Source organism: Bradyrhizobium guangxiense (genome assembly GCF_004114915.1).
Classification (GTDB): Bacteria; Pseudomonadota; Alphaproteobacteria; order Rhizobiales; family Xanthobacteraceae; genus Bradyrhizobium; species Bradyrhizobium guangxiense.
In genome coordinates this window covers 1,590,533-1,611,312 of sequence record NZ_CP022219.1, presented here as the reverse complement: position 1 = coordinate 1,611,312, position 20,780 = coordinate 1,590,533, and the positions used below count along the sequence as shown (strand labels likewise).

15 protein-coding genes are annotated in these 20,780 nt (G+C 61.7%); 6 read left to right on the top strand and 9 right to left on the bottom strand.

Annotated features, from left to right (window positions below):
- The first annotated feature begins 390 nt into the window (after positions 1 to 390).
- The 3 genes from X268_RS07655 (at position 391) to X268_RS07645 (ending at position 4,443) form a co-directional block, all read left to right on the top strand.
- Positions 391 to 2,130 (top strand): SulP family inorganic anion transporter, encoded by a 1,740-nt coding sequence (locus X268_RS07655; protein ID WP_128924361.1) that lies wholly within the window; start codon positions 391 to 393, stop codon positions 2,128 to 2,130.
- A gap of 149 nt (positions 2,131 to 2,279) precedes the next feature.
- Positions 2,280 to 2,714: a hypothetical protein gene (locus X268_RS07650; protein WP_128924360.1), complete on the top strand. Its 435-nt coding sequence runs from the start codon at positions 2,280 to 2,282 to the stop codon at positions 2,712 to 2,714.
- Positions 2,715 to 3,456: 742 nt separating this feature from the next.
- Complete coding sequence (locus tag X268_RS07645) at positions 3,457 to 4,443, top strand: ABC transporter substrate-binding protein (RefSeq protein WP_128924359.1); 987 nt, start codon at positions 3,457 to 3,459, stop codon at positions 4,441 to 4,443.
- 132 nt (positions 4,444 to 4,575) lie between these two features.
- Here the strand turns inward: X268_RS07645 and X268_RS07640 are convergent, their stop codons facing one another.
- Entirely contained in the window at positions 4,576 to 4,995 is a 420-nt protein-coding gene (locus X268_RS07640) for a nuclear transport factor 2 family protein (protein ID WP_128924358.1), read from the bottom strand.
- A gap of 129 nt (positions 4,996 to 5,124) precedes the next feature.
- Between X268_RS07640 and X268_RS07635 the strand changes: the two genes are divergently transcribed.
- Complete coding sequence (locus X268_RS07635; protein WP_128924357.1) at positions 5,125 to 5,694, top strand: bifunctional transcriptional activator/DNA repair enzyme AdaA; 570 nt, start codon at positions 5,125 to 5,127, stop codon at positions 5,692 to 5,694.
- A 155-nt stretch (positions 5,695 to 5,849) separates the two neighbouring features.
- On the opposite strand, the gene X268_RS07630 is transcribed toward X268_RS07635, so the two are convergent.
- From X268_RS07630 to X268_RS07600, 7 genes are all read right to left on the bottom strand, one after another.
- Positions 5,850 to 7,163 (bottom strand): serine hydrolase domain-containing protein, encoded by a 1,314-nt coding sequence (locus X268_RS07630; RefSeq protein WP_164937603.1) that lies wholly within the window; start codon positions 7,161 to 7,163, stop codon positions 5,850 to 5,852.
- Between the two features lie 410 nt (positions 7,164 to 7,573).
- Positions 7,574 to 9,478, bottom strand: coding sequence for a diguanylate cyclase domain-containing protein (locus X268_RS07625; RefSeq protein WP_164937602.1), 1,905 nt, complete (start codon positions 9,476 to 9,478; stop codon positions 7,574 to 7,576).
- Between the two features lie 285 nt (positions 9,479 to 9,763).
- Positions 9,764 to 11,938, bottom strand: a complete 2,175-nt coding sequence (locus tag X268_RS07620) for a glycosyltransferase (protein WP_128924355.1) — start codon at positions 11,936 to 11,938, stop codon at positions 9,764 to 9,766.
- A gap of 13 nt (positions 11,939 to 11,951) precedes the next feature.
- Positions 11,952 to 13,232: an HlyD family secretion protein gene (locus tag X268_RS07615; protein WP_245477810.1), complete on the bottom strand. Its 1,281-nt coding sequence runs from the start codon at positions 13,230 to 13,232 to the stop codon at positions 11,952 to 11,954.
- Between the two features lie 588 nt (positions 13,233 to 13,820).
- Positions 13,821 to 14,066 carry a GrpB family protein gene (locus X268_RS39975; protein ID WP_245477808.1) on the bottom strand — a complete coding sequence of 82 codons (246 nt, stop codon included), beginning with the start codon at positions 14,064 to 14,066 and terminating at the stop codon, positions 13,821 to 13,823.
- Positions 14,067 to 14,369: 303 nt separating this feature from the next.
- Positions 14,370 to 15,473, bottom strand: a complete 1,104-nt coding sequence (gene cax / locus X268_RS07605) for a calcium/proton exchanger (protein ID WP_128924354.1) — start codon at positions 15,471 to 15,473, stop codon at positions 14,370 to 14,372.
- Positions 15,474 to 15,734: 261 nt separating this feature from the next.
- A complete protein-coding gene (locus X268_RS07600; RefSeq protein WP_164937601.1) occupies positions 15,735 to 16,826 on the bottom strand; it encodes an isocitrate/isopropylmalate dehydrogenase family protein in 1,092 nt (363 codons plus the stop codon).
- Between the two features lie 171 nt (positions 16,827 to 16,997).
- Here X268_RS07600 and X268_RS07595 point away from each other — a divergent pair, with 171 nt between their 5' ends.
- Positions 16,998 to 18,386 (top strand): MFS transporter, encoded by a 1,389-nt coding sequence (locus X268_RS07595; RefSeq protein ID WP_128924352.1) that lies wholly within the window; start codon positions 16,998 to 17,000, stop codon positions 18,384 to 18,386.
- Positions 18,387 to 18,391: 5 nt separating this feature from the next.
- On the opposite strand, the gene X268_RS07590 is transcribed toward X268_RS07595, so the two are convergent.
- Positions 18,392 to 20,014, bottom strand: a complete 1,623-nt coding sequence (locus tag X268_RS07590; RefSeq protein WP_128924351.1) for a B12-binding domain-containing radical SAM protein — start codon at positions 20,012 to 20,014, stop codon at positions 18,392 to 18,394.
- A gap of 313 nt (positions 20,015 to 20,327) precedes the next feature.
- On the opposite strand from X268_RS07590, the gene X268_RS07585 reads away from it, so the two are divergent.
- Positions 20,328 to 20,777 (top strand): (2Fe-2S)-binding protein, encoded by a 450-nt coding sequence (locus tag X268_RS07585; RefSeq protein WP_164937600.1) that lies wholly within the window; start codon positions 20,328 to 20,330, stop codon positions 20,775 to 20,777.
- Positions 20,778 to 20,780 lie beyond the last annotated feature (3 nt).

Genomic DNA, 20,780 nt, shown 5'->3' with positions numbered 1-20,780 from the left:
TCGGCGCTCCCTAGGCAGCCCATAAGCATTTCGCCGCTGCATGCAGCAGCACACGTTCACGACCGCACAAGTGTGTTTCCTGATCGCCGCCATATCGGCATCCTGCCAGTATTTTGCCCAGGGGGTCAACTTGATCACAACCGCGAGACATGCTCGCCTATCGCGCACGGGTTGCGGAAGAAGAAATCCGGTCGGCTGTGCCGCCGAACCGTCGAGGCATCGACAACGTTGATTTGTGTCAAACGGGCGATCATGCCATTGCGAGATCCTTGCGCGCGGTCAGCGCTTGCCGATCGGGCCCGTGCGGTGAGTTGCCAAGGCGGTCCATGACGATGTTCTAAACATCCGCCGCCACGATCCGCATGGCGACCGGCCTTTGGAGTGAGCGCGGTGAGCGGTTGGACGCGTTGGGTGCCCGGGATCGACACGCTTCGCCACTACGAAGCTGACTGGCTTCGGCATGACGTCTTCGCGGGCTTCGTGCTGGCAACCATGCTCGTCCCGGTCGGAATTGCTTATGCCGCAGCGTCTGGTCTGCCGGGCATCCACGGTCTCTACGCCACCATCGTCCCTCTTCTGGCCTACGCGATGTTCGGTCCGAGCCGCATCATCGTGCTCGGACCCGACTCGGCACTGGCCGCCGTCATCCTCGGTGTTATTGCCCCCTTGTCCGGCGGCGATCCGCTGCGCGCCGCAATGCTCGCCGCGATGATGGCGCTCGTTTCAGGGGCCGTGCTCATTGTGGCGGGCATCGCGCGATTGGGGTTTGTGACCGAGCTTCTGTCCAAGCCGATACGGTATGGCTACATGAACGGAATCGCGCTGACCGTCTTGATCAGCCAGCTGCCGAAGCTGCTCGGCTTCTCGATCGAGAGCGAAGGCCCGCTGAGAGACCTGTGGGCGATCGCCGTCGGGATCGGTGCTGGCAAGATCAATTGGACCGCATTCGCCGTCGGACTTGGCACGCTGACCGTCATCCTGCTGCTCAAGGACAGCAAGCGACTGCCGGGAATCCTGATTGCGGTCGTCGGAGCGACCCTTGTCGTCTCATTCCTTGATCTCGGAACGGGTTATGGTGTGAAAGTCCTGGGGCCGCTCCCACAAGGTCTGCCGGCCTTCTCCATTCCCAAGATCGGCTATGGCGATCTGATCCCCGTGCTGGCCGGCGGGTGCGCCATCGCTCTGGTCTCGTTCGCCGATACCAGCGTGTTGTCGCGAACCTATGCTGCACGTTTGGGCGACAAGGTCGATCCGAACCAGGAAATGGTGGGCCTCGGCGCCGCCAACCTGGCCACCGGATTTTTTCAGGGCTTCCCGATCAGCAGCAGTTCCTCGCGCACGCCCGTTGCCGAGGCGGCCGGCGCCCGCACCCAGCTCACATGCGTCGTGGGCGCGCTTGCGATCGCGTTCCTTCTGATGGCTGCGCCAAATCTCTTGCAGCACCTGCCAAACTCCGCCCTGGCCGCGGTGGTGATCGCAGCCGCAATCGGCCTGATCGAGATTAGCGATCTCAAGCGGATCTACCGGATCCAGCGCTGGGAGTTCTGGCTGACGGTGCTGTGCTTCGTGGGCGTGGCCGTGCTCGGGGCAATTCCGGGAATCGGCCTCGCCATCGCGGTTGCCATCGCGGAGTTCTTGTGGGACGGCTGGCGTCCGCACTCCGCGATTCTGGGGCGGGCGCAAGGCGTCAAGGGCTATCACGACATCACGAGATATCCCGATGCCCGCCGGATTCCCGGGCTCGTGCTGTTCCGCTGGGATGCGCCGCTGTTCTTCGCCAATGCCGAGTTCTTCAAGGAGAGAATTCTGGCCGCGATCGAGACATCGCCGACACCTGTGCGCTGGCTGGTCGTCGCCGCCGAGCCGGTCACGAGCGTCGACGTCACCGCCTGCGACACCGTTGCCGACCTGGACGAGGCTCTCCACGCCAGGGGCATCGAACTCTGCTTTGCCGAGCTCAAGGATCCGGTGAAGGACAAGCTGAAGCGCTTTGGTTTGTACGCGCAGGTCGGCGAAGCCCAGTTCTTTCCGACCATCGGCTCCGCCGTGTCGAGCTACCTGGACATCAACAACGTCGCCTGGGAGGACTGGGAGGATCAGGTCAAGGCTGGGCGTAACGTCGGGGCGTGACGTCGGTCGGACCAAGGCAATTGTGCGACCTGGTCTGTCGCTCAGGTGCAATGCTTGATCTAGATCAAGCCCGCCACGGCAGCGCCATACCGGAATGGGCGCGATGGCCGCGCAGAACGCGCCGCCCGCAGCCAAGGAGATGATCGATCATGACCTGCTCGAATCCCCTGCGTCGCCTCATCCCCGCCGCAGCCGGCGCCCTGCTGCTCGGCACCGGCGCCCAGGCCGGGCCGATCCCGACGCATCTTGCGACGATGAAATCGATGGTCGATCAGACCACGACCGAAGTGCGCTGGGTTGGCGGCTGGCGCGGCGGCTATGGCTATCGCGGCGTGGGCGGGGGTTACCGCGGCGGTTACGGTTATCGCGGCTGGGGCTACCGTGGCTACGGCTATCGCGGCCTCGGTTACGGCCTGGCCGGCGCCGCCATCGCGCGAAGCGCTTACTATGGAAGCTATGGCGGCGGCTATTATGGTGGCTACTATGGCGGTTATCCCGCTTACGGCTACAGCGCCCCGGCCACGTCCTATTATGGCTATGGCGGCGAATATTGCCCGCCCTCCGGCAGCTACTGGGCCTACTAGAGTGGACTCGTAACGCATGGATCGGGATTGAAGCTGCGGTCAACGCCAACAGAAATGTGCAGCGGCGTTATGGCCGCCGACAAGCTCGAATGACTTTGGCATTGTCCTATTGATGTCCAGTTCTGACCTGAGACGCCCTACCCTTCGCGTCGGAAGTGGACCGCCTTTGCCCCCGAGGCGGACCACAAGTGCGCCCGCATTTGGGCCGCAATATGCGACTCCACTCGCGCGCTTCTCCTATCAGTGGATGCTCAAGTGAGAATTGCCGTCACGCTGCTGCTTGCAATAGTCCCTTGGTCAGCTACGGCACAGCAAGGCCAAGCCGACAAGCTAGATGAAATCATTGCCGGGCTCAGAGCTTGTGTCCGAACGCAGGCACCTGAAGCTCAGGCGGCCCCCGATGCTGTCAACTATTTCATTGACGTGTGTAGTCCTCCGAAAGCCGATCTTGACCCAGCGAAGGTGGGCGCGCTCCCTCCCGGCATATTTCGAGTCACGATCACGGAGGAGTGGAATGCCATCACCAGAAAGCCACCCACACACTGAAAGGCAGCGGTGTCGCTCTTCTTATCTTGAACGTCTCCTTCCGGCCCTAAGACGCCCTACCGTTCACCTCGAAAAATGGACCGCCTTTGACCCCAAGCTGACCTAGGCTGGGTCGAAATCCCGCAGCGCAGCAGTCCCCCGCCGCGCCTGATGTGCTATCGTCGGGCAGACGGTTGGGCGTCTGCCTGAGGATACCATGTTCGACAGGAAGCGGCGCGAGTTCATCACATTGCTCGGCAGCACGGCAGCATGGCCGCTCGCGGCGCGCGCGCAGCAGCCGGTGAAAGTCCCCAGAATCGGTTTTGTCTATTCGGGCCCCAAAGCGGCGATGGCCCCTCGCGTGGGGTCAATCCTGACCGGCCTTCAGGCTTCTGGCTACGCCGCCGCCGCACAAGTCGAGATTGTGGCCCGATTTGCGGAAGGAGACCCGGATCAGGTCGCTCCTCTGGTAAAAGAGGTTATCGGGAAAAATGTGAACGTGATCATAGCGGCTGCGCCTCTGGTAGTGCACGCGGCCCGCTCGGCCACGCGTACTATTCCAATTGTCGCTATCGACTTGGAAAGTGACCCGGTTGCCAGCGGTATGGTCGCCACGCTCGCGCGTCCCGGCGGCAACATCACGGGCGTGTTCCTCGACTTTCCAGACTTCACGGCGAAGTGGCTGGAGATGCTGGTCGAGTGCAATCCAAAGCTCTTGCGCGCTGCGGTGCTATGGGATCCCGCCACTGGACCCGTACAGATCGAGGCGGTCGAGAAAGCGGGAGGAATGCTGAACGTCCAACTGGATATTACAGAGGTACGGCGACCATCGGATTTTGATGCGGCCTTCTCAAGGGCGAGCCAACACGGCTCCGGTGCCATGGTGATGTTGTCATCTCCGCTGATAGCCGACAACTTGCCGATGCTGGCCGAGCTTGCTCTACGCCACCGCTTTCCAGCCATTACGCTTTTTTCGGATTTCGCGAGAGCCGGAGGGTTGTTGGCTTACGGGCCAAATCTGCTCAGCCTGCTTCGGCTGAGCGGTGTCGTAGCTGGCAAAGTCCTGCGTGGCGCTAATCCGGCTGAATTGCCGATCGAGCGGCCAACAAAATTTGAAACGGTGATCAACATGCGAACCGCGCTCGCTCTGGGTCTGTCGATTCCTACATCGCTTTTGTTGCGTGTCGACGAGGTGATCGAGTAACGATCTTTCTGCTGCAGCGCATGAGTCCGAAATTGGCCCCATATTCCATGGCCGAGGGTATGTCGGCTGTTAGGGGTAGACCGGACCTAACTTGAACCGAGCCAAACCGTCGCGCTTGACCTGAAGCTGCCTTTAACCCGGCTCAAAAATCATCTGCCAGCCTTTCCGTGTATCCATGTATTCGCGAACTTGCTTGATGCGATCTCCCGACACGACAAAGATGAAGCAATAGTCATTCTCATAAAGCTTCCCACCCGGAAGAGTAGCTCGCATCCGCTCCTCGACCACCACAGTATCGCCGTCGGCATGAATGCCGCGAAACGAGATGTCGACGTTCGAGAACAGATGATGCATTTCCGAGGCAATGAAGTTTGCGATTTGATCCGGTCCAGCCATGTGGTCGGTGTGCTTGAGAGCAACCGCCGTGGCATTTCCGGCCGGTGCGATCCATTCTGCATCCGACGCAAACAGCCCCGCGATCAACTTGGCATCGCGCGTTTTAAAGGTCCTCCAGGCGTTGATGACAACATCTTTGGGATTGGTGATGTTCATTTTGCGTCTCCAATTGTTCAAGGGATTTGGTCTTCCTCTATAAGAAGGGGACGCTCAGATCGCTGGCCGGAAACGGACCTGATCATCTGACGGCTGTTCCTCAAGCCGCAGCCTGCGGTACAATGATTCATGCTGAGCTTTGAGGTATGCAACACCGCGCGCTTGCGGCGCGATCCACGATATGATGGCCGCTTCTTCACGGCAGTGAAGACCACGCGAATCTACTGCCGACCAGTTTGCCCAGTGAAGCAGCCATTGGCCCGTAACGTGACCTACTACCCAACAGCGGCAGCGGCCGAAGCTGCGGGTTTTCGGCCTTGCCTGCGCTGCCGTCCGGAGACCGCGCCGTTTTGCGCTGCCTGGAATGGCACGCGCTCGACCGTCGCGCGCGCCTTAAAATTGATCGATGATGGAGCATTGGATGACGGCTCGGTTGCTGTCCTCGCCGACCGGCTTGGCGTCAGCTCGCGCCACCTTGCACGTCTTTTCGAGCGGCACGTCGGGGCCAGCCCGCAGCAGGTAGCAAAGACCAGGCGCGTACAGCGAGCGAAGCGCCTGATTGACGAAACGGATGAACCATTGGCCCAGATTGCTTATCGGGCTGGTTTTGGCAGTGTTCGCCGGTTCAACGCCACCTTTCGCGAGCTCTATGGACGTGCGCCCTCCACAATTCGCCGCCGCGGCAAGGTATTCCCCTGAGTGATAAGGCACCACCGACCGAGTCCGCCTGTGGCGAAGATCGCGTCCGCGCCCGGCACGTCCGCATTTGAGGCCAAACTGGAAGTGTCCCGACGCGGCCAGAAACGTCGCGATTGGCCCAAAGCGGTCAACGTCGCGTTTGTCACGAGCTACTATCAGCCTAGCTGATCGACCAGTGCTGACCACAAGGCCCATGGCTCGTCTCGATGTACCGGGTCCTCAATTGCAGTGTGCACCATGACAATCTTAGAGGTCGGATCAACGCAAATATACTGGCCTTTGAATCCTAACAACGCGAACTGCCGCCTCTCACCCGGAAACAGCCACAAGAGATAACCGTAACCAAATCTTTTCGTCGCCGCGCCCGGCTGCAGATAGCCATCCGAAGCTCGAACGGTTGTTGCATCGATCATCCATTGCGTCGGAACGATCTGCTTGCCATTCCATGCGCCATCATGCGCCAGCAAACGCCCGAGCCGGGCGTAATCGCGCAGAACGGCATTGAAACCGAAATGTCCCAGTTCAAATCCTTCTGCGTCTACCAACCAATTGGCATCCGCTTCCGCGCCGATCGGCTCCCATACTTTCTCGCGTAGATAGTCAGACGCTGACTTGTCAACAGCACTGTGAAGCACCATGCCGAGCACGTCGGCTTCAATGCTGGCGTAGTAAAATCTCGTTCCCGCTGGGGCGATTCGCTGATTGAATTGCAGGATGCTCTTAATCGTGCCCAACTTCGTGTCCGGGAACGCGATCCCCATACCGTTCCACAGGCGATTGAGGTCGCGTCCTCCGTCTCTTGTTTCACCGAAATCCACGCCTGAGGACATGTGCAGCAGATCGCGAATCGGCGTCCTGCCGTACTCGCTGCCCATAAAGCCCGGTACATAACTTTCGGGGATATCATTGACCGACTTAATAGCGCCCTCCGAGATGGCGATCCCGATCAACAGTCCGGTTATCGACTTGACCGTCGACTGGGATACGAACCGATCTTGATCAGTTCGCGCATACTGATAGCGCTCGAAGACAATCTGGTCGTCCTTCGCGATCAGCAGGCCAGTGACCGGATTGCGCGACATGTAGTCGAGGGGCGAAAACTTGCTTCCCTGAAAATTGTAGTAAACTTCTGCCTTCGAGCACTTGAACTTCCAAGGCGTCACAGCTCGCTTGATGAGCCGTGTTGGATAGATGTGATCGATATGGGTGAATGCGCCGACACGGTATTTTGGCTCCCAAGGGTCGCCGTGTCTCCGCGCCTCCGTAATGTCAGGAAGAGGATAACCATCTTTGACTCCGTACAGCTCGGCGTTTGGACCTGTAGTTGAGAAAATCGGTCCGGCGCAGTCTTGCGTCTCGCCCGCGGAGGTTGGTTCTGCGGTTGCGGAGATGGGGCCGGCCAACGCACAGGCGACTGTAGCAGCCAGCGATGAAACCGCCTCACGACGGGAATATTGCTGCTCCGACATATAAGTCCCCAGGGGTTCCCGTAAGTAGAGACCAAATTGAGTGGAAACTTCAAGGAGTATGTCCTCTAGTTGGCCCCTAGGCGAAGATCGCATCCGCGCCCGGCACGTCCGCATTTGAGGCCAAACTGGAAGTGTCCAGACGCGGCCAGAAACGTTGCGATTGGCCCATCAGCGAAGTTGCAGCACAAGCCAATAAGGCCCGCTTAGTGTGGCGGAGCGGACTCGACTTGCTCAGTGTGAGGCCTTCGCATTTTGACCCACGACGAACGTTCGGTCTGCATCCCGCTGAGTTCACGAAACAGACTTGAATTGCCGATCCCCCAGCGGCGCCCCAGTGCCGACAAGGTTGACGTCACAGACCTCACGACCGACCCCATCGCGATCCAAAAGCACCGCTCTTGAACGCCACTTCAAGCCCGTATCGAACCGGGCCACGCGACGACTTGCCCTGACATCACAATTCGGTTGCGCCCGCTCTCTTTGGCAGCGTAGAGCGCCTTATCAGCAGCGGCTACCAATGACGCGCAATCTGCCTTATCCTTTGGAGGAACATACGTTGCGCCGCCAATGCTCACGGTGACTTGCTTGGATGGCGGGTTGAGCGCATGTAGGATGCCGAGTTCCTGAATCGCTCGCCGGATTCGTTCGCCGACCTGCTCGCAACCTTCAACATCTGTGTTCGGCAACAGCAAGGCGAATTCCTCACCACCGTACCGAGCCGCCACGTCTGCCGGGCGTCTGGCCTGCTCCACCAGGATCCTGGCGATTGAGCGAAGACACGCATCGCCTGCCTGATGACCGTACTGGTCATTGAACCCCTTGAAATGATCGACATCCATCAGCAACAGCGACAAGGGTGCTCCTTCGCGCCTAGCCCGATCCCATTCCGCCTCTAGCCGCTCGTCGAAGTGTCTGCGGTTCGCCAACGCCGTCAGGCCATCCGAAATGGCGAGAGCCGCCAGCTTTTTCTCAAGATCCTTATGCTCGGTCACGTCGCGCGAGATCGCCACCACGCCGTTGATGTCGCCACGCTGCGGACTCCTGGTGATGCGCAGCGCGGCTTCGATCCAGATTTCTCCTTTCTCGAGATGACGAGTGCGATACGCGATTCTGGCCTCCTCGGCTTCACCGTTCTTCAACGCGGAGATCGTGTGCTCAACCCGCGCTAGATCCGCGGGATTTATGCCGGCGAGGGCTGACGTATGCACCAACTGGTTCGGAGCCCAGCCAAGAATTCGAGCGCTGGACGGTGACGCATAGAGGATCTGTCCATCAACCCCTATACGCATGACCATGTCTCCCGACGCCTCCGCTAGGAGGCGAAAGTCGGCCTCCTTAGCCACCAGAGCTGCGGCCATCTTTTGCCGCTGGTGCAACTGACGAACCAGCAAGAGCCCCGCGACGGCGAGCGCACATGTCAGCCCTAGTACCGCAGTGATGCGTGTTAGCGCGGCGCCGCGCCAGGGGGCCAGGACGTCATCTTCTGATTCCGTGGCAACCACGAGAACAGGGTAGCGACTGCTGAGTTGATAAAAGCTCAGACGCCGTACGCCGTCGAGCGGCGACGTGAAGTAGTAGGCACCGGCAGCCGGCCGCTCGTGGATTTCCTTGAAGAGCGGAGCACTCGATAGATCGCGGCCCGTATATCCGTTGTCCGGGCTGCGTGCCAGGACAACGCCGTCAGTGGTCGTCAGCGCAATTGAGCCGTTCTGGCCAACGTCGAATCCGCGATAAAACTGCAGAAAATAGTCGACATCAATCGTCGTAAGGGCAACTCCGGCAAAACGGCCGTCGGGATGATTGAAGCGCCTTGACGCGGTGATGATCCATTGTCCGCCCGACTTGCTCTTCACCGGATGTCCAATGAAGGTTCCTCGTTCGGCCACGGCACGATGATGCTGGAAATAGTCTCGATCGCTGTTGTTGCGACCCGCGAAATCCACGGGCTCGCTGGTTGCAAGCCATCGGCCGGTCTCGTCATAGACGAACACGGCACGGATCCGGTTCGCGGCTTTGCGTCGCGTCAGCAAGGTCTGAATCTTGCTGATTGCCGCTGGGCTGATTCCTTCGAGTTCGAGTTGACCAACCAACACGTTTAGAACGGTGTCCGCGAGTTCGAACGTGTCGTCCGCGTGCTGCGTCACCGATCGAGCCAGATTGGCCATATCCGTTTCGGAGCTCCTCAGCACCGTCAGTCGCGCGGACCACTCGCGCCAGCCGCTGAGCGCGACAATCGCGATGCAGGCGACCGCCACAAATACCGAGGCCAAGAACGTCAAACGCGCTTGGCGGGGATCGCTGCCGTGATCGGTCAAGAGATGTTCCCTCCACCCCTGCAACCCCAGAGCCTTGGGTAAGACAGGCTTGCTTATTTCGATCCAGGTTTGTGGCAGAACCTAGAAGGAGACTGACGGCATTCCCAAACGGCTTGCGCTCAACCGACCAGCTCGCGGACCGGGCGACGGACGAACAGCAATCAGCTCAGCTTGATGGCCTAAAGCATGATTCGGAAAAGTGCGCCGGTGTTTCCGAAAAGGTCACGCTCAGACAAGAGAGCTCAAGCGTGATGTCGATTCCACCTAAAGCCATCGCGCGTTAGCTTAGAGCACCGTGCCGGCTACAGGGCCAAAGCCAGATTCAGTGAAACTTGCCGGATGTCCGCTTCGAACTCCAGCAAGATGTTCCAAATCGTCGATCCGCGGTTGAGGTCGAATGAGCAGGCTCTCTGCCGGTAGACGCTCAGCCGGTAAAAGCGATGCGGGCTTAGCGCCGTTTTTGACAGTTTGAGGCAACGGCGCGGTCATTGACCAGATGTTCTTGAGCATCGCTCTGTTCACCGAGCACGCGACGGCACCGTTCCCCTTCAGACGAGCGACGGTAAAGAGCTTACGGATCAGCAGGTCTCGTTCAAGCGATTGCGGCAATTTGAACTGCACTCCGACGAGCAGGCCTCTTTGTTGCACAATAATCGCGTCGATCCAGCCCACCTGCATGATGTGCATGCGCAGCGGTTCTCCGGGACGAGGACCGTCAATGCTGGAACCGAGGAGGAGGCCGGCGCCGGATAGCGAGATGTTGCTCACGCGCCCGGAAAACCGCTCGCCGGCCCCAGTCTCGATCAAAACCGATTCGTCGACATCGAAACGCTCCTCCGAACGCCCCATCCGCGCCTGCAGCGATGTCATGCAGACGAAAAAGAGCACGACGATGTTCACGACCGACCAGAAGGCGACCATCGGCAATGCGGCCGGATGATCGATTATCCGCCATTCCGGGATGGTGTTCAGAACCAGACCGGTAACAGTCAGCGCTATAAGAGCCGCCGACGGCCAGAATATGTCGGCAGCGTAGCTTGAGCGCCGCGCTGCAGCACCCTTGGGCGTCACCCTGAATGCATGTCCCTTCGGCTTGACGAGAGTCCCGAGCACCGTCGGCAGGAGCTTGAAGCTTTGCATAGTCGCCGATACTTGAGCGGCGAGCGGAAAATGTTCGTGCGGCGCGAACCAGGAGACGCCGCCGTTGAGCGCCAGAATCGCGGGGAACAAGTAGTAGAAGACCGACTCAGGGGTGACGTCGACGACAGGCGCTAGCCCAGTCCACATGAACACGATCGGAACCACCACGACCGCGAGCGCGCGCAGGCCCATTGAGAGCCAATGCGTGGGAAAGAAGAGCAGCCGTTGCATCAAGCCCAGTCCGGGGCCGAGCGGGCCGGCAGCGAGATACAGCGTCTGGATCGCGCCACGTGCCCAGCGTTGCCGCTGCACGAAAAAGGCATCAAGGCTTTCTGGCGCCAAGCCGATTGCCAGCGGCTCGCGAAGATATCGGGTTATGTACCCTTTGCGTAACAGGACCAGCGTCAGCAGGATGTCTTCCGTAATGGACTGGATCGGCAAGGCATCTCCGACTGCACGGAGTGCTCCACGCCGTGTGACGGAGTTGGAACCACAACAAAAGGCTCCATCCCAGCCATCGCGCGCGGGCATGATGGAATCGAAGAAGAACCGTTGTTCGTCCGGCAGGCCCCTATGCAGGCCGAGATTCGTCTGCATCGGGTCCTCATTGTAGAAGGTGTGCGGGATCTGAACGATCCCTATCTTTGGATCGGCGAAGAAGCCCATTGTGCGCATCAGGAAATTGCGCTGCGGCACGAAGTCCGCATCAAAGATCGCGAAGAACTCGCCACTTGTCTTCGTCAGGGCATGATTGATATTGCCGGCCTTGGCATGCACGTTGTCGGCGCGCGTGAGATAGCCGGCGCCCTTTTGCTCGCAGAGCTCCTTCAGCCAAGGCCTGCGGCCATCATCCAGGACCCAGATCTGGAAGTTTGGATAGTCCAGGCACAGCGCGCCGGTGATCGTCTTTTCCAGCACCTCGAATGGCTCGTCATAGGTCGGAATAAGGACGTCGACCGAGGGCAGCTCGTCATCCGGCAGGCTGCGAAGCCGACGTTCGTGCTGATCGGCTTCACTGCGGCGATCAGTCCTGCGAAGAAAAGTCAGATAGAGAATGAACTGATCCGTGAAGGTCAGAAGCTCGACGAGGAGACAGAGCCAGATCCAGCCAACCTCATACCAGGTCCCGCTTGCCGGCAGCACGGTGGAGAAAATACGCCATTCGAGATAGCGGGCGACCACAAGCCAAACCGCGGCAAAAACCGCGACACGTGTCCAAAGGCGCGTGACTGGAAAGGTCGGCGCCAACAGGTACATCGCGGCAAAGCTGACCAGCATCGGCGCGAACAGCTGAGAGAAAGGCAGAGTCATAGCCTGCATGGGAACATCTCGCTCACATGGACGACTGGTCGAGCTCCAGGCGAGCGGTCAACCATTTCAATTTCGAGCTGACCAACCGTAGCAGGCCGTCGACTCTGCGCTCGAAGCGCACTTCAGCCAACCTTCCGATATCGCAGGAGCCGTTGCTGTTGGCCGGCGTCACATTCGGCGGAAGCGATATCTCAACGGTAATGCTGCCCGGATCGGGCCGCGGCACCCGAGCTGCAAGCAGTCGATCATCGCCGTACGCTGCCGAACCGCGGACCTGCCGGACCTGGCCGGTTTTCCATTCCTGGCTTCCAATCAGGCGGATGGTAGCTGCATCTCCGGCCTTGATCTTCTCGAAATCGCGCTCGGGCAGTTCAACAACGATGAATCGGCGTTCGCAATCTGCAAAATCGAAGACCGATTGCCCTTCCGTCACTATAGAGCCTGGACTGGCCGCGACCGACCAGACCACATGAGCGGCGGGCAAGGATAGATCGTAGTGATCGAGGCGATTAAGCCGAGCGCGCTCCTCTGCGATTTCCGCGTCCAGCTGCGCGGAGCGCGAGCTGTTTTGCAATTGGTCTGTCTCGAGCTCCTGGCGGCGGAGAACAAGTCGCTCGCGCTGCTGCTGGGAATAGGGCACGTCATTGGCATCGCCGCGAAGATAGATGCCCTTCTCGGCCGCCCCCAACTCGGTCCTGAGGCGCCGCAGGCGTTCGTCGGCCATCTGGCAGCGCGCTGCGGTTGCCTCCTGCGAGGCTTGGGCCTCACCGGAGCGGATCTGCGAACTGATGCCGAGCTTCACGAGCCTCTCCATCCGGCCCGCGACATCGTTCCGCTGCCGCGCCTCGGCGAGACAGCCGCCTTTTTCAACTTCCGTTTCGCCGATCTCGTGGCTCAGGCGCGCTACCATCCCCACACGATAGTCCTCGCTGCGCTCGCGGAGCTTGCGATCGAGCTCGGCGATTTCCTCCAGTTGCCGGCGTGCCAGCTCGGCGCGCTTGGTTGACACGGCAAGCTGCTGATCAAGATCCATGAGGTGCCGGCGATCCGGCGAACGCGCCTCGACCAGCGGCACCACCCGGGTGCGTTGGAAATATTCGCCCTTGCGTGGGAGGTCAGGCGAGAGCTGACCCGTGATCGGTGCAGTCACCCGCATGAGCTCGGCGTTGACAAAGGCGGAAGGAGCGATTCGGTAGGTCACATAGGGTAATAGCGCCCATCCGCCCAGAGCGATGGTTCCGAGCGCCAGGGATCGGCGAACAATCCGGCTGCGAATGAAACGTTCTACATGCAAGCGAACCACGACTGGATCTCCGCTGGGGCTTGGTCGCTGCGTCTCCCCGAAGCGCAAGCCGATCGCCGCGGGCTCGAGCGTTGGGATGAGGTCCGCGCCTTAAGGCACTGAGCAACTCGACAGCATTTCTGCTGGTCGAAATCAGGATTCGCCGCGACGGCAGACTCGTCTTCACAACCGAGAGAAGTGTGCCTAGCTTCCACCACATTAGGTTACGCCGTGTCAAAACCGGACGATTACGGCCCCTGACCTGAATCAGATGCCAATTTGTCCCGGCCTGAAGTTGGCGCGCAGATTATGGTGATCTCCTTCCGTCTGGCAGAACATTGAATTTGCCGATGAAGGGTCCCACTTCCAGGTCTTGAAAAGTCTTGTATTGGCGCGTGGCTGACCTCTGCCCAAAGCGTGGCGATGTCTGCTTCCGAGAAATAACCCGAAAGGGCATGCTGGCTGCCGAGGCCGCCTTCGACCCAAAGCTGACCTCCCAGCGTGGATTGGACTGCTCCATGACTTGACGATGGCGTGTCCAAGGCCCGGGTATTCCCCTTTCGAAGGAATAGGTCACCGGGTAACCACGTCTCGTACTCGGGGATGTAGCTATATTCCAGTTGAACGAGAGGCTTCAAAAGCGTGCATCTCGCTTGTGACAAGCTTGGGATGCCAACCAAGATGTCGATGATCCGACTTCGCCGCTAAACCCAGGACTGACGTACTGCCCATGTGTTCGATCTTGAGCGTCGAACCAATCACAAATTGCAAGCGAATACGCTCCTCCTCGAAAAGAACCGGCCAGTTCGGATCGTAATCGCGCACCTCGATGGCGCCCGCTCCGTACCTTTCCATCACGTTTCCAATCAAAGCGACTTTTCTATCGACCTGATAGGCAGATCAGAGCCCAATCTGATCCGGGTCACTGCATCGCGCTCACTCCGCTGATATGCGGTTCAGCTTCTGGCCCATCGCGACCTTGCGCTGCCGCACTCATTTGGTCGCTCCAGGGACAAGGCGGACGTTGGCTTTGTCGCATCATGCTGCTGGGTCTATGGGCATACGGCCCGGCAGAAACGAGTTCGCCTCTTCGGAGGATGGCTCCCCAGGGGCCACCATTCTTCGAAGAGCCAATTCACGGCGGTAAGCGAGTGAACGTCATCCCTGGCCCGCCGGCGGCACCACATACAGCGTCAGCGCGAAGACTGCATAGATGAAGATCATCAGGACGCCGACGAACCATGCCGAGCGCCCGCTGGCGGTGATGAAGGCGGATGTCACCGTCGCGATCATCACCATGGTGACGGCGCCCGGCCAGAACTGCAGGTCCATCGGCTTCGGCCCCACGACATAGCTGAGCAGCACCAGCGCGGGCGCGACGAACAGCGCGATCTGCGAGGCGCTGCCGAGCGCGATGCTGACGACCATGTCGAGCCGGTCCTTGCGCGCCGCGCCGAACGCCACCGCGAACTCGGCGGCGGCGCCGACCAGCGAGACGACGATGAAGCCGACAAAGGCCGGGCTCATTCCGAAGGTTTCTGCCGCCTTCTGCACCGATTCCACGAAGATCTCGCTGACCAGCGCGACCAGCACCGTGACGACCAGGAGCGTGCCCACGGCTACTCCGATCGGCCAGTGCGCCTCCTTCTCGTCGTCGCCGTGATCGGCGCTTGCGAACAGCTCCTTGTGCGTTCGAAGCGAGAACAACAGGCCGAGCGCGTAAGCGATGATGAGCAGGATCGAAAGGCCGAGGCTGAGCTTGTTCAGGATGCCCCCGCCCTGCGGCAGGTGCTCGAGATCGGCGACCGCCGAGGGCGCAAGCAAGGCCACCGTTGCCATCAGCAACAGGCCGGAGGAGAGCCGCGCGCCGGCGCGGTTGTACTCCTGCACGCGGTAGCGCAGGCCGCCGAGCAGCAGGCAGGCTCCCAGCATGAACACCGCGTTGGTGACGATCGCGCCCGCAATCGAGGCCTTCACCAGCATGTACTGGCCTGCGCGCAGCGCCGTAATGGCGATGATCAGTTCGGTGAGATTGCCGAGCGTGGCATTGAGCAGTCCGCCGACGGCATCGCCGGTCTTCGCGGCGACCGCCTCGGTGGCATGGCTGAGCAGAGCCGCCAGCGGCACGATGGCCAGCACGGCCAGCACGAACAGCAGCGTGTGGGAATGCGGGGCCGCCGCCTCTGCCACCAGCACGATGGGGACGAACACCAGCATCCAGAGCAAAGGCGTATTCCGGATTTCCCTGAGCAAGGTCTGCATGGCGGCCGCCCCCCTTCCATCGATGCGCTCATGGCAACGTCGGCGGGCCTGCCAAGGGAGTATTGATCTGGCTCAACGGTGGCGGCAGATGCGCGCCTGCCTGCGTATTCGACTCGGGGATCAAGAGTGGCGCAGTCGCGGTGTTTTGCCCGACGGGTCAAATTGATCGGGGCCGTGAATGCCGTCGTGGCGCGCTTCGAAAATCCCTTATCAATCAAGGGGCCTTCTACTGTGCATGGGGTTGTTTTTCGACTTTTTGCTTTAGGCCTCAGGAAGAGGCGCGGCTCCCGCTCCCCCCGCCTGCAGGATTTCAGCAATCGCCGCGCCCGCCGCGATGGTGCCGAGGGTGCCGCCGACATCCCGCGTCGCCCTGCCCTCGCCGATCGACCTCGCAACCGCCGCCTCGATCGCCCGCGCCGCCTCTTCGTAGCGGACGGCGCCGGTCGTCTCGCCGTGCCAGGCCAGCAGCAGCGCGGTCGACAGGATCAGCGAGACCGGGTTGGCAACGTCCTGGCCAGCGATGTCGGGCGCCGAGCCGTGCGCGGCCTGCGCCATCGCATGGCGGTCGCCGACATTGAGCGAGCCACCGAGGCCGAGGCTTCCCGAAAGCTCGGCGGTGAGATCGGACAGGATGTCGCCGAACATGTTGGTCGAGACGATCACGTCGAAGCGATCCGGACTGCGCACCACATGCGCCATCATGGCATCGACCAGGATGTCGTCGACCGCGAGACCGGGATAGCCCTTCGCCGCCTCGCGGCAGATGTCGAGGAACATGCCGTCGCCGAGCTTGAGCACGTTGGCCTTGTGCACGATGGTCAGATGCTTCCGCCGCTTCATCGCCAGGCGGCAGGCCGCATGCGCGATGCGCTCGCAGCACGTCCGCGTGATCCTTCGCAGCGAGATTACGACGTCGGGCGTGACCAGCAGCTCGCCATTACCCTGCTCCATGTTACGGTCGGCGTAGAAGCCCTCGGTGTTCTCGCGGACCACGACGAGGTCGAAGTCTCCGATGCGGCCGGGCCGCCCCGCATAGGTACGCGCGGGCCGGATATTGGCGTAGAGGTCGAGGTTCTTGCGAAAGTGCCGGGACGGATTGATCTCGCCATGCGCCTCGTCCTTGAAGTCGAAGGTCGCGGTCGGACCCAAAATAAGACCGTCGGCGGCGCGGACGATGTCGAGCAGCTCGGGGCGCACGGTCGTGCCTGACAGCTTCAGGCTGGCGTGCCCGACCGCGTGCTCCTCGAGGCGCAGATTGAGCTGGAAGCGCTCGGAGGCGGCGCGCAGCACGCCCGATGTCGCGGTCGTGATCTCGGGCCCGATGCCGTCACCGGGCAGAACGACGATGTGCATGGCGCTTCCCCTCATTGTGACAGCTGGCACGATCATACGCCGGCGCGAGACGACATCGCCCAGCCTTCGCGCATACACATCATGCAAGCATATGCCTGTGGCAGCAGGCTCCGGCGTAGTACATGCCAAAAGGCCCTTTCGTCACGCCCGCCGGAGCAACGCGCGAACGCAATGACAATCACGTTACCTGCCGCAGCGCGCGAGCCCGACCACACCACGTCCGACGGCCTGCCGGCCGCGCAGCGGCGCTGGGCGATCGCCGCGATCTTCACCGCGCTGGCGATGGCCTCGCTCGACACCGCGATCGCCAACATCGCCCTGCCCGCGATTGCCGCCGATCTGCATGTCAGCCCGGAGCAGTCGGTCTGGGTCGTCAACGTCTACCAGATCGCGCTGGTCGCAACGCTGCTGCCGCTTGGCGCGCTCGGCGAGATCGTCGGGCACCAGCGCATCTATCTCGGCGGCCTGATCCTGTTCACGATCGCCTCGCTGTTCTGCGCAGTGGCGTGGTCGCTGGACAGCCTCCTGGTCGCGCGCACGCTGCAAGGCCTGGGTGCCTCCGGCATCATGAGCGTCAACACCGCGCTGGTGCGCTTCGTCTATCCCGGCCGCATGCTCGGCCGCGGTTTTGGTCACAACGCGCTCGTTGTCGCCACCGCCTTTACTTTCGGGCCGTCGATTGCCTCGGCCATCCTCGCGCTCGGCCCGTGGCCTTGGCTGTTCGCCGTCAACATCCCCTTCGGCCTCGTCGCGATCGGCATCGGCTTTGCGATGCTGCCGAAGACGCCGCGGGCCGATCACGGCTTTGATTTTCTCGGCGCGATTCTGGCATCGGCCTGCCTCGGCCTGTTCATCACCGGCATCGGCAGCGCCGCGCACAATCTGTCGCCCGTCACCGTGGGCATCGAGCTGGTCGCAGCACTCGCGCTCGGCTTCATCCTGCCCCGCCGGCACGCCGACCATCCGGCTCCGATGCTGCCGATCGACCTGTTCAGCCGGCCGATGTTCGCACTGTCGGCGGCAACGGCCGTGTGCTCCTTCGCAGTCCAAGGCCTCGCCTTCGTCTCCCTACCGTTCTATTTCGAGGACGTGCTCGGTCGCTCGCAGGTCGAGACCGGCTTCTTCATGACGCCATGGCCGCTGGTGGTGGGCATCATGGCGCCGATCGCCGGGCGCCTGTCCGACCGCTATGCGGTCGGCCTGCTCGGCGGCATCGGCCTCGTCCTGCTCGGGCTCGGCATGGCGCTGCTGGCGACGCTGCCGACTAGCCCCGCCATCGCCGACATCATCTGGCGGATGGTGATCTGCGGCATGGGGTTCGGCTTCTTCCAGGCGCCGAACATGAAGGCGGTGATGTCGAGCGCGCCGCCGCATCGCAGCGGTAGTGCCTCGGGCATCGTCGCAACCGCCCGCCTGACGGGACAGACGACGGGAGCCGCCCTTGCCGCCGCCTGCTTTGCCCTCGCCGGCCACGAGGGCGCAACATTGGCGCTGGCGCTCGGCGCCGGCTTTGCCGCGCTCGGCAGCGTCATGAGTTTTCTGCGGCTGGCGGTCAAATAAGCCGCTCAGGCCAGGTGGCGGGCCGCGGTGGCGTCGATCGTCGCGGCCGCCGGAACGACCGCCTCGTCGTCCAGCGCCGCAAGGCGCGCGTCGATGGCAGCGATGACCTTGCGCGAGAACGGCCCGAGATGCGCATAGGCCGCGATCATCTGCACCGCGATCCGCGCCGATGACGTATCGCGCTTGGCGCAGTTCATGAAGGTCTGCCACAGCGGCCCACGCGCCTCGGGAATGGCGGTGATCACGCGATGAACGGTCTCCATGGCCCCGACCCGCGAACGGATGTCGCCCTCCGCGAGCTCGTGGCGCTGCCTCGAACGGTCGAGCAGAGTCATCAGGCGATCGACGCGGCTTGCGTAGGCGGCCGGGCTATAGATCCGTTCCAGCACGGTCCTGTAGTCCATCAGGATATCGCGCAGCGGCCGCACCGGTTCGAAATTGATCCCGCTCGTGCACTGGTCGCCGCCGGTCGTCGAGGCCAGATCGTGGTCCGCGTGCAGCCGTCCCTCCTTGGCGAGGCGCCGCGTCAGCTGCGTGTTCGGCAAGGCATAGAGCAGTCCGACCATGGCAACCGGGATCGCGGCTTCCTCGATGAAGTCGACCATGGCGTCCGCCATCGAGACCTTCTCGTTGTCGAAGCCGACGATGAAGCCGGCGGTGACCAGCATGCCGGCGGCGTAGATCTTGTGGATGCTCTCGGCGATGTTGCGCCGCGTGTTCTGCTTCTTCCGCATCGCGACCAACGTCGCGGGGTCCGGGCTTTCGATGCCGACGAAGATGCCGAAGAAATTGGCCGCGCCCATCAGCTCCAGGAGTTCCGGATCGTCGGCGAGATTGACCGACGCCTCGGTCGACAGTTCGAAGGGATAACCATGGGTGCGCTGCCATTCGGCGAGCTGCGGCAGGAACTGGCGCAGCGACTTCTTGTTGCCGATGAAATTGTCGTCGACGAAGTCGAGATGGCCGCGGTAACCCATGTTGTAGAGCGTCTCGAGCTCGACGAACATCTGCTCGGTCGTCTTGGTGCGCGGCACGCGTCCATAGAGCTCGATGATGTCGCAGAACTCGCAGGTGAACGGGCAGCCGCGGGAATATTGCACACCGAGATAGAGGTAGTCCTCAAACTTCAAGAGGTCGAAGCGCGGCACCGGCGTCTTGGTGACGTCGGCCTGGAACTTCGGCGCGGTGAAGACGCCGGACCGCTTTCCGCCCTCCCAGGCCGCGATGAAGTCGTCGATCACGCCCTCGGCCTCGCCGAGCACCTGGAAGTCAGCCTTCTCGTAGATGTGCGGGCTCGAGGTCGGATCAGGACCGCCGACGACGACCGGCTTGCCCGCCGCGCGGCACTTGTCGATCAGGCGCAGCGTGTCGGCCTGCTGCGGCAACATGCCGCCGGTGAAGACGACGTCGGCCCAGGCGAGATCGTCGTCACTGAACGTCTGCGTGTTGCAGTCGATCAGCCGGACGGTCCAATTCGAAGGCAGCATCGCGGCGACGGTGATCAGACCGAGCGGCGCCGCGGGCCGCCGAACGCCCATCAGCTTGCAGGATTCGCCAAAGCTCCAGAACGATTCCGCCGTGAACAGCGGATAGAGCATCAGCACGTTGCAGGGGCTCGGCACGATCATGGAACTCCTCAAGGCGTCGTCGCAGTGTAGCAAAGCATCGCCGTCTTGCATCCCGACAATGGTGGCAAAATCGCGGATCGGAACGCCGGGAACGCGCCGGGCGTCGCCTCAGGCCGTCGATTGGCGGCGAGAGAGAACCCTGCCCGCCGTCCGGGGCCGGCTTGGGCCGCGACACCGCTCGGCCCCTGATCTTCCCATGCCGCGAAAATTTTCAGCGGCCACCCCGCGGACTGTTGATTTGAACAGTTCCAGTTTGCCGGACACATTGCCTGCCTGAGTTCAATCGGTGGATTGGGCCAATCAGGGGACTGCGATGGCAAACCTAACAATCAACGGAAAAACCTTCACCCTCGACGTCGAGCCGGATACGCCGCTGCTGTGGGCGATCCGCGAGAATGCCGGACTGACGGGCACCAAATACGGTTGCGGCATTGCACAATGCGGCGCCTGCACGGTTCACATCGACGGAGTCGCCACCCGCTCCTGCGGCGTCTCGGTCAGCGAGGCCGAGGGCAAGAAGATCACCACGATCGAGGGGCTCGGCTCGGGCGATACGCTGCACAAGGTGCAGGAGGCCTGGATCGCCCAGGACGTGCCGCAATGCGGCTATTGCCAGAGCGGCATGATCATGGCGGTGGCGGCCCTGCTGAACGAGAAGCCGAAACCGACCGACGCCGATATCGACGAGGCCATCACCAATATCTGCCGCTGCGGCACCTTCCAGCAGGTGCGCGAAGCGATCCACACGATCGCCAGCGCGTAAGGA

What these genes read in the sequence shown, in the direction of transcription:
- X268_RS07590 (WP_128924351.1), bottom strand. Translation starts at nt 20,014, where the DNA reads ATGATCGTGCCGAGCCCCTGCAACGTGCTGATGCTCTATCCGCTGTTC.
- X268_RS07620 (WP_128924355.1), bottom strand. Translation starts at nt 11,938, where the DNA reads ATGCAGGCTATGACTCTGCCTTTCTCTCAGCTGTTCGCGCCGATGCTG.
- X268_RS07630 (WP_164937603.1), bottom strand. Translation starts at nt 7,163, where the DNA reads ATGTCGGAGCAGCAATATTCCCGTCGTGAGGCGGTTTCATCGCTGGCT.
- X268_RS07595 (WP_128924352.1), top strand. Translation starts at nt 16,998, where the DNA reads ATGACAATCACGTTACCTGCCGCAGCGCGCGAGCCCGACCACACCACG.
- X268_RS07640 (WP_128924358.1), bottom strand. Translation starts at nt 4,995, where the DNA reads ATGAACATCACCAATCCCAAAGATGTTGTCATCAACGCCTGGAGGACC.
- X268_RS07645 (WP_128924359.1), top strand. Translation starts at nt 3,457, where the DNA reads ATGTTCGACAGGAAGCGGCGCGAGTTCATCACATTGCTCGGCAGCACG.
- X268_RS39975 (WP_245477808.1), bottom strand. Translation starts at nt 14,066, where the DNA reads ATGGAAAGGTACGGAGCGGGCGCCATCGAGGTGCGCGATTACGATCCG.
- X268_RS07650 (WP_128924360.1), top strand. Translation starts at nt 2,280, where the DNA reads ATGACCTGCTCGAATCCCCTGCGTCGCCTCATCCCCGCCGCAGCCGGC.
- X268_RS07600 (WP_164937601.1), bottom strand. Translation starts at nt 16,826, where the DNA reads ATGCACATCGTCGTTCTGCCCGGTGACGGCATCGGGCCCGAGATCACG.
- X268_RS07635 (WP_128924357.1), top strand. Translation starts at nt 5,125, where the DNA reads ATGCTGAGCTTTGAGGTATGCAACACCGCGCGCTTGCGGCGCGATCCA.
- cax (WP_128924354.1), bottom strand. Translation starts at nt 15,473, where the DNA reads ATGCAGACCTTGCTCAGGGAAATCCGGAATACGCCTTTGCTCTGGATG.
- X268_RS07585 (WP_164937600.1), top strand. Translation starts at nt 20,328, where the DNA reads ATGGCAAACCTAACAATCAACGGAAAAACCTTCACCCTCGACGTCGAG.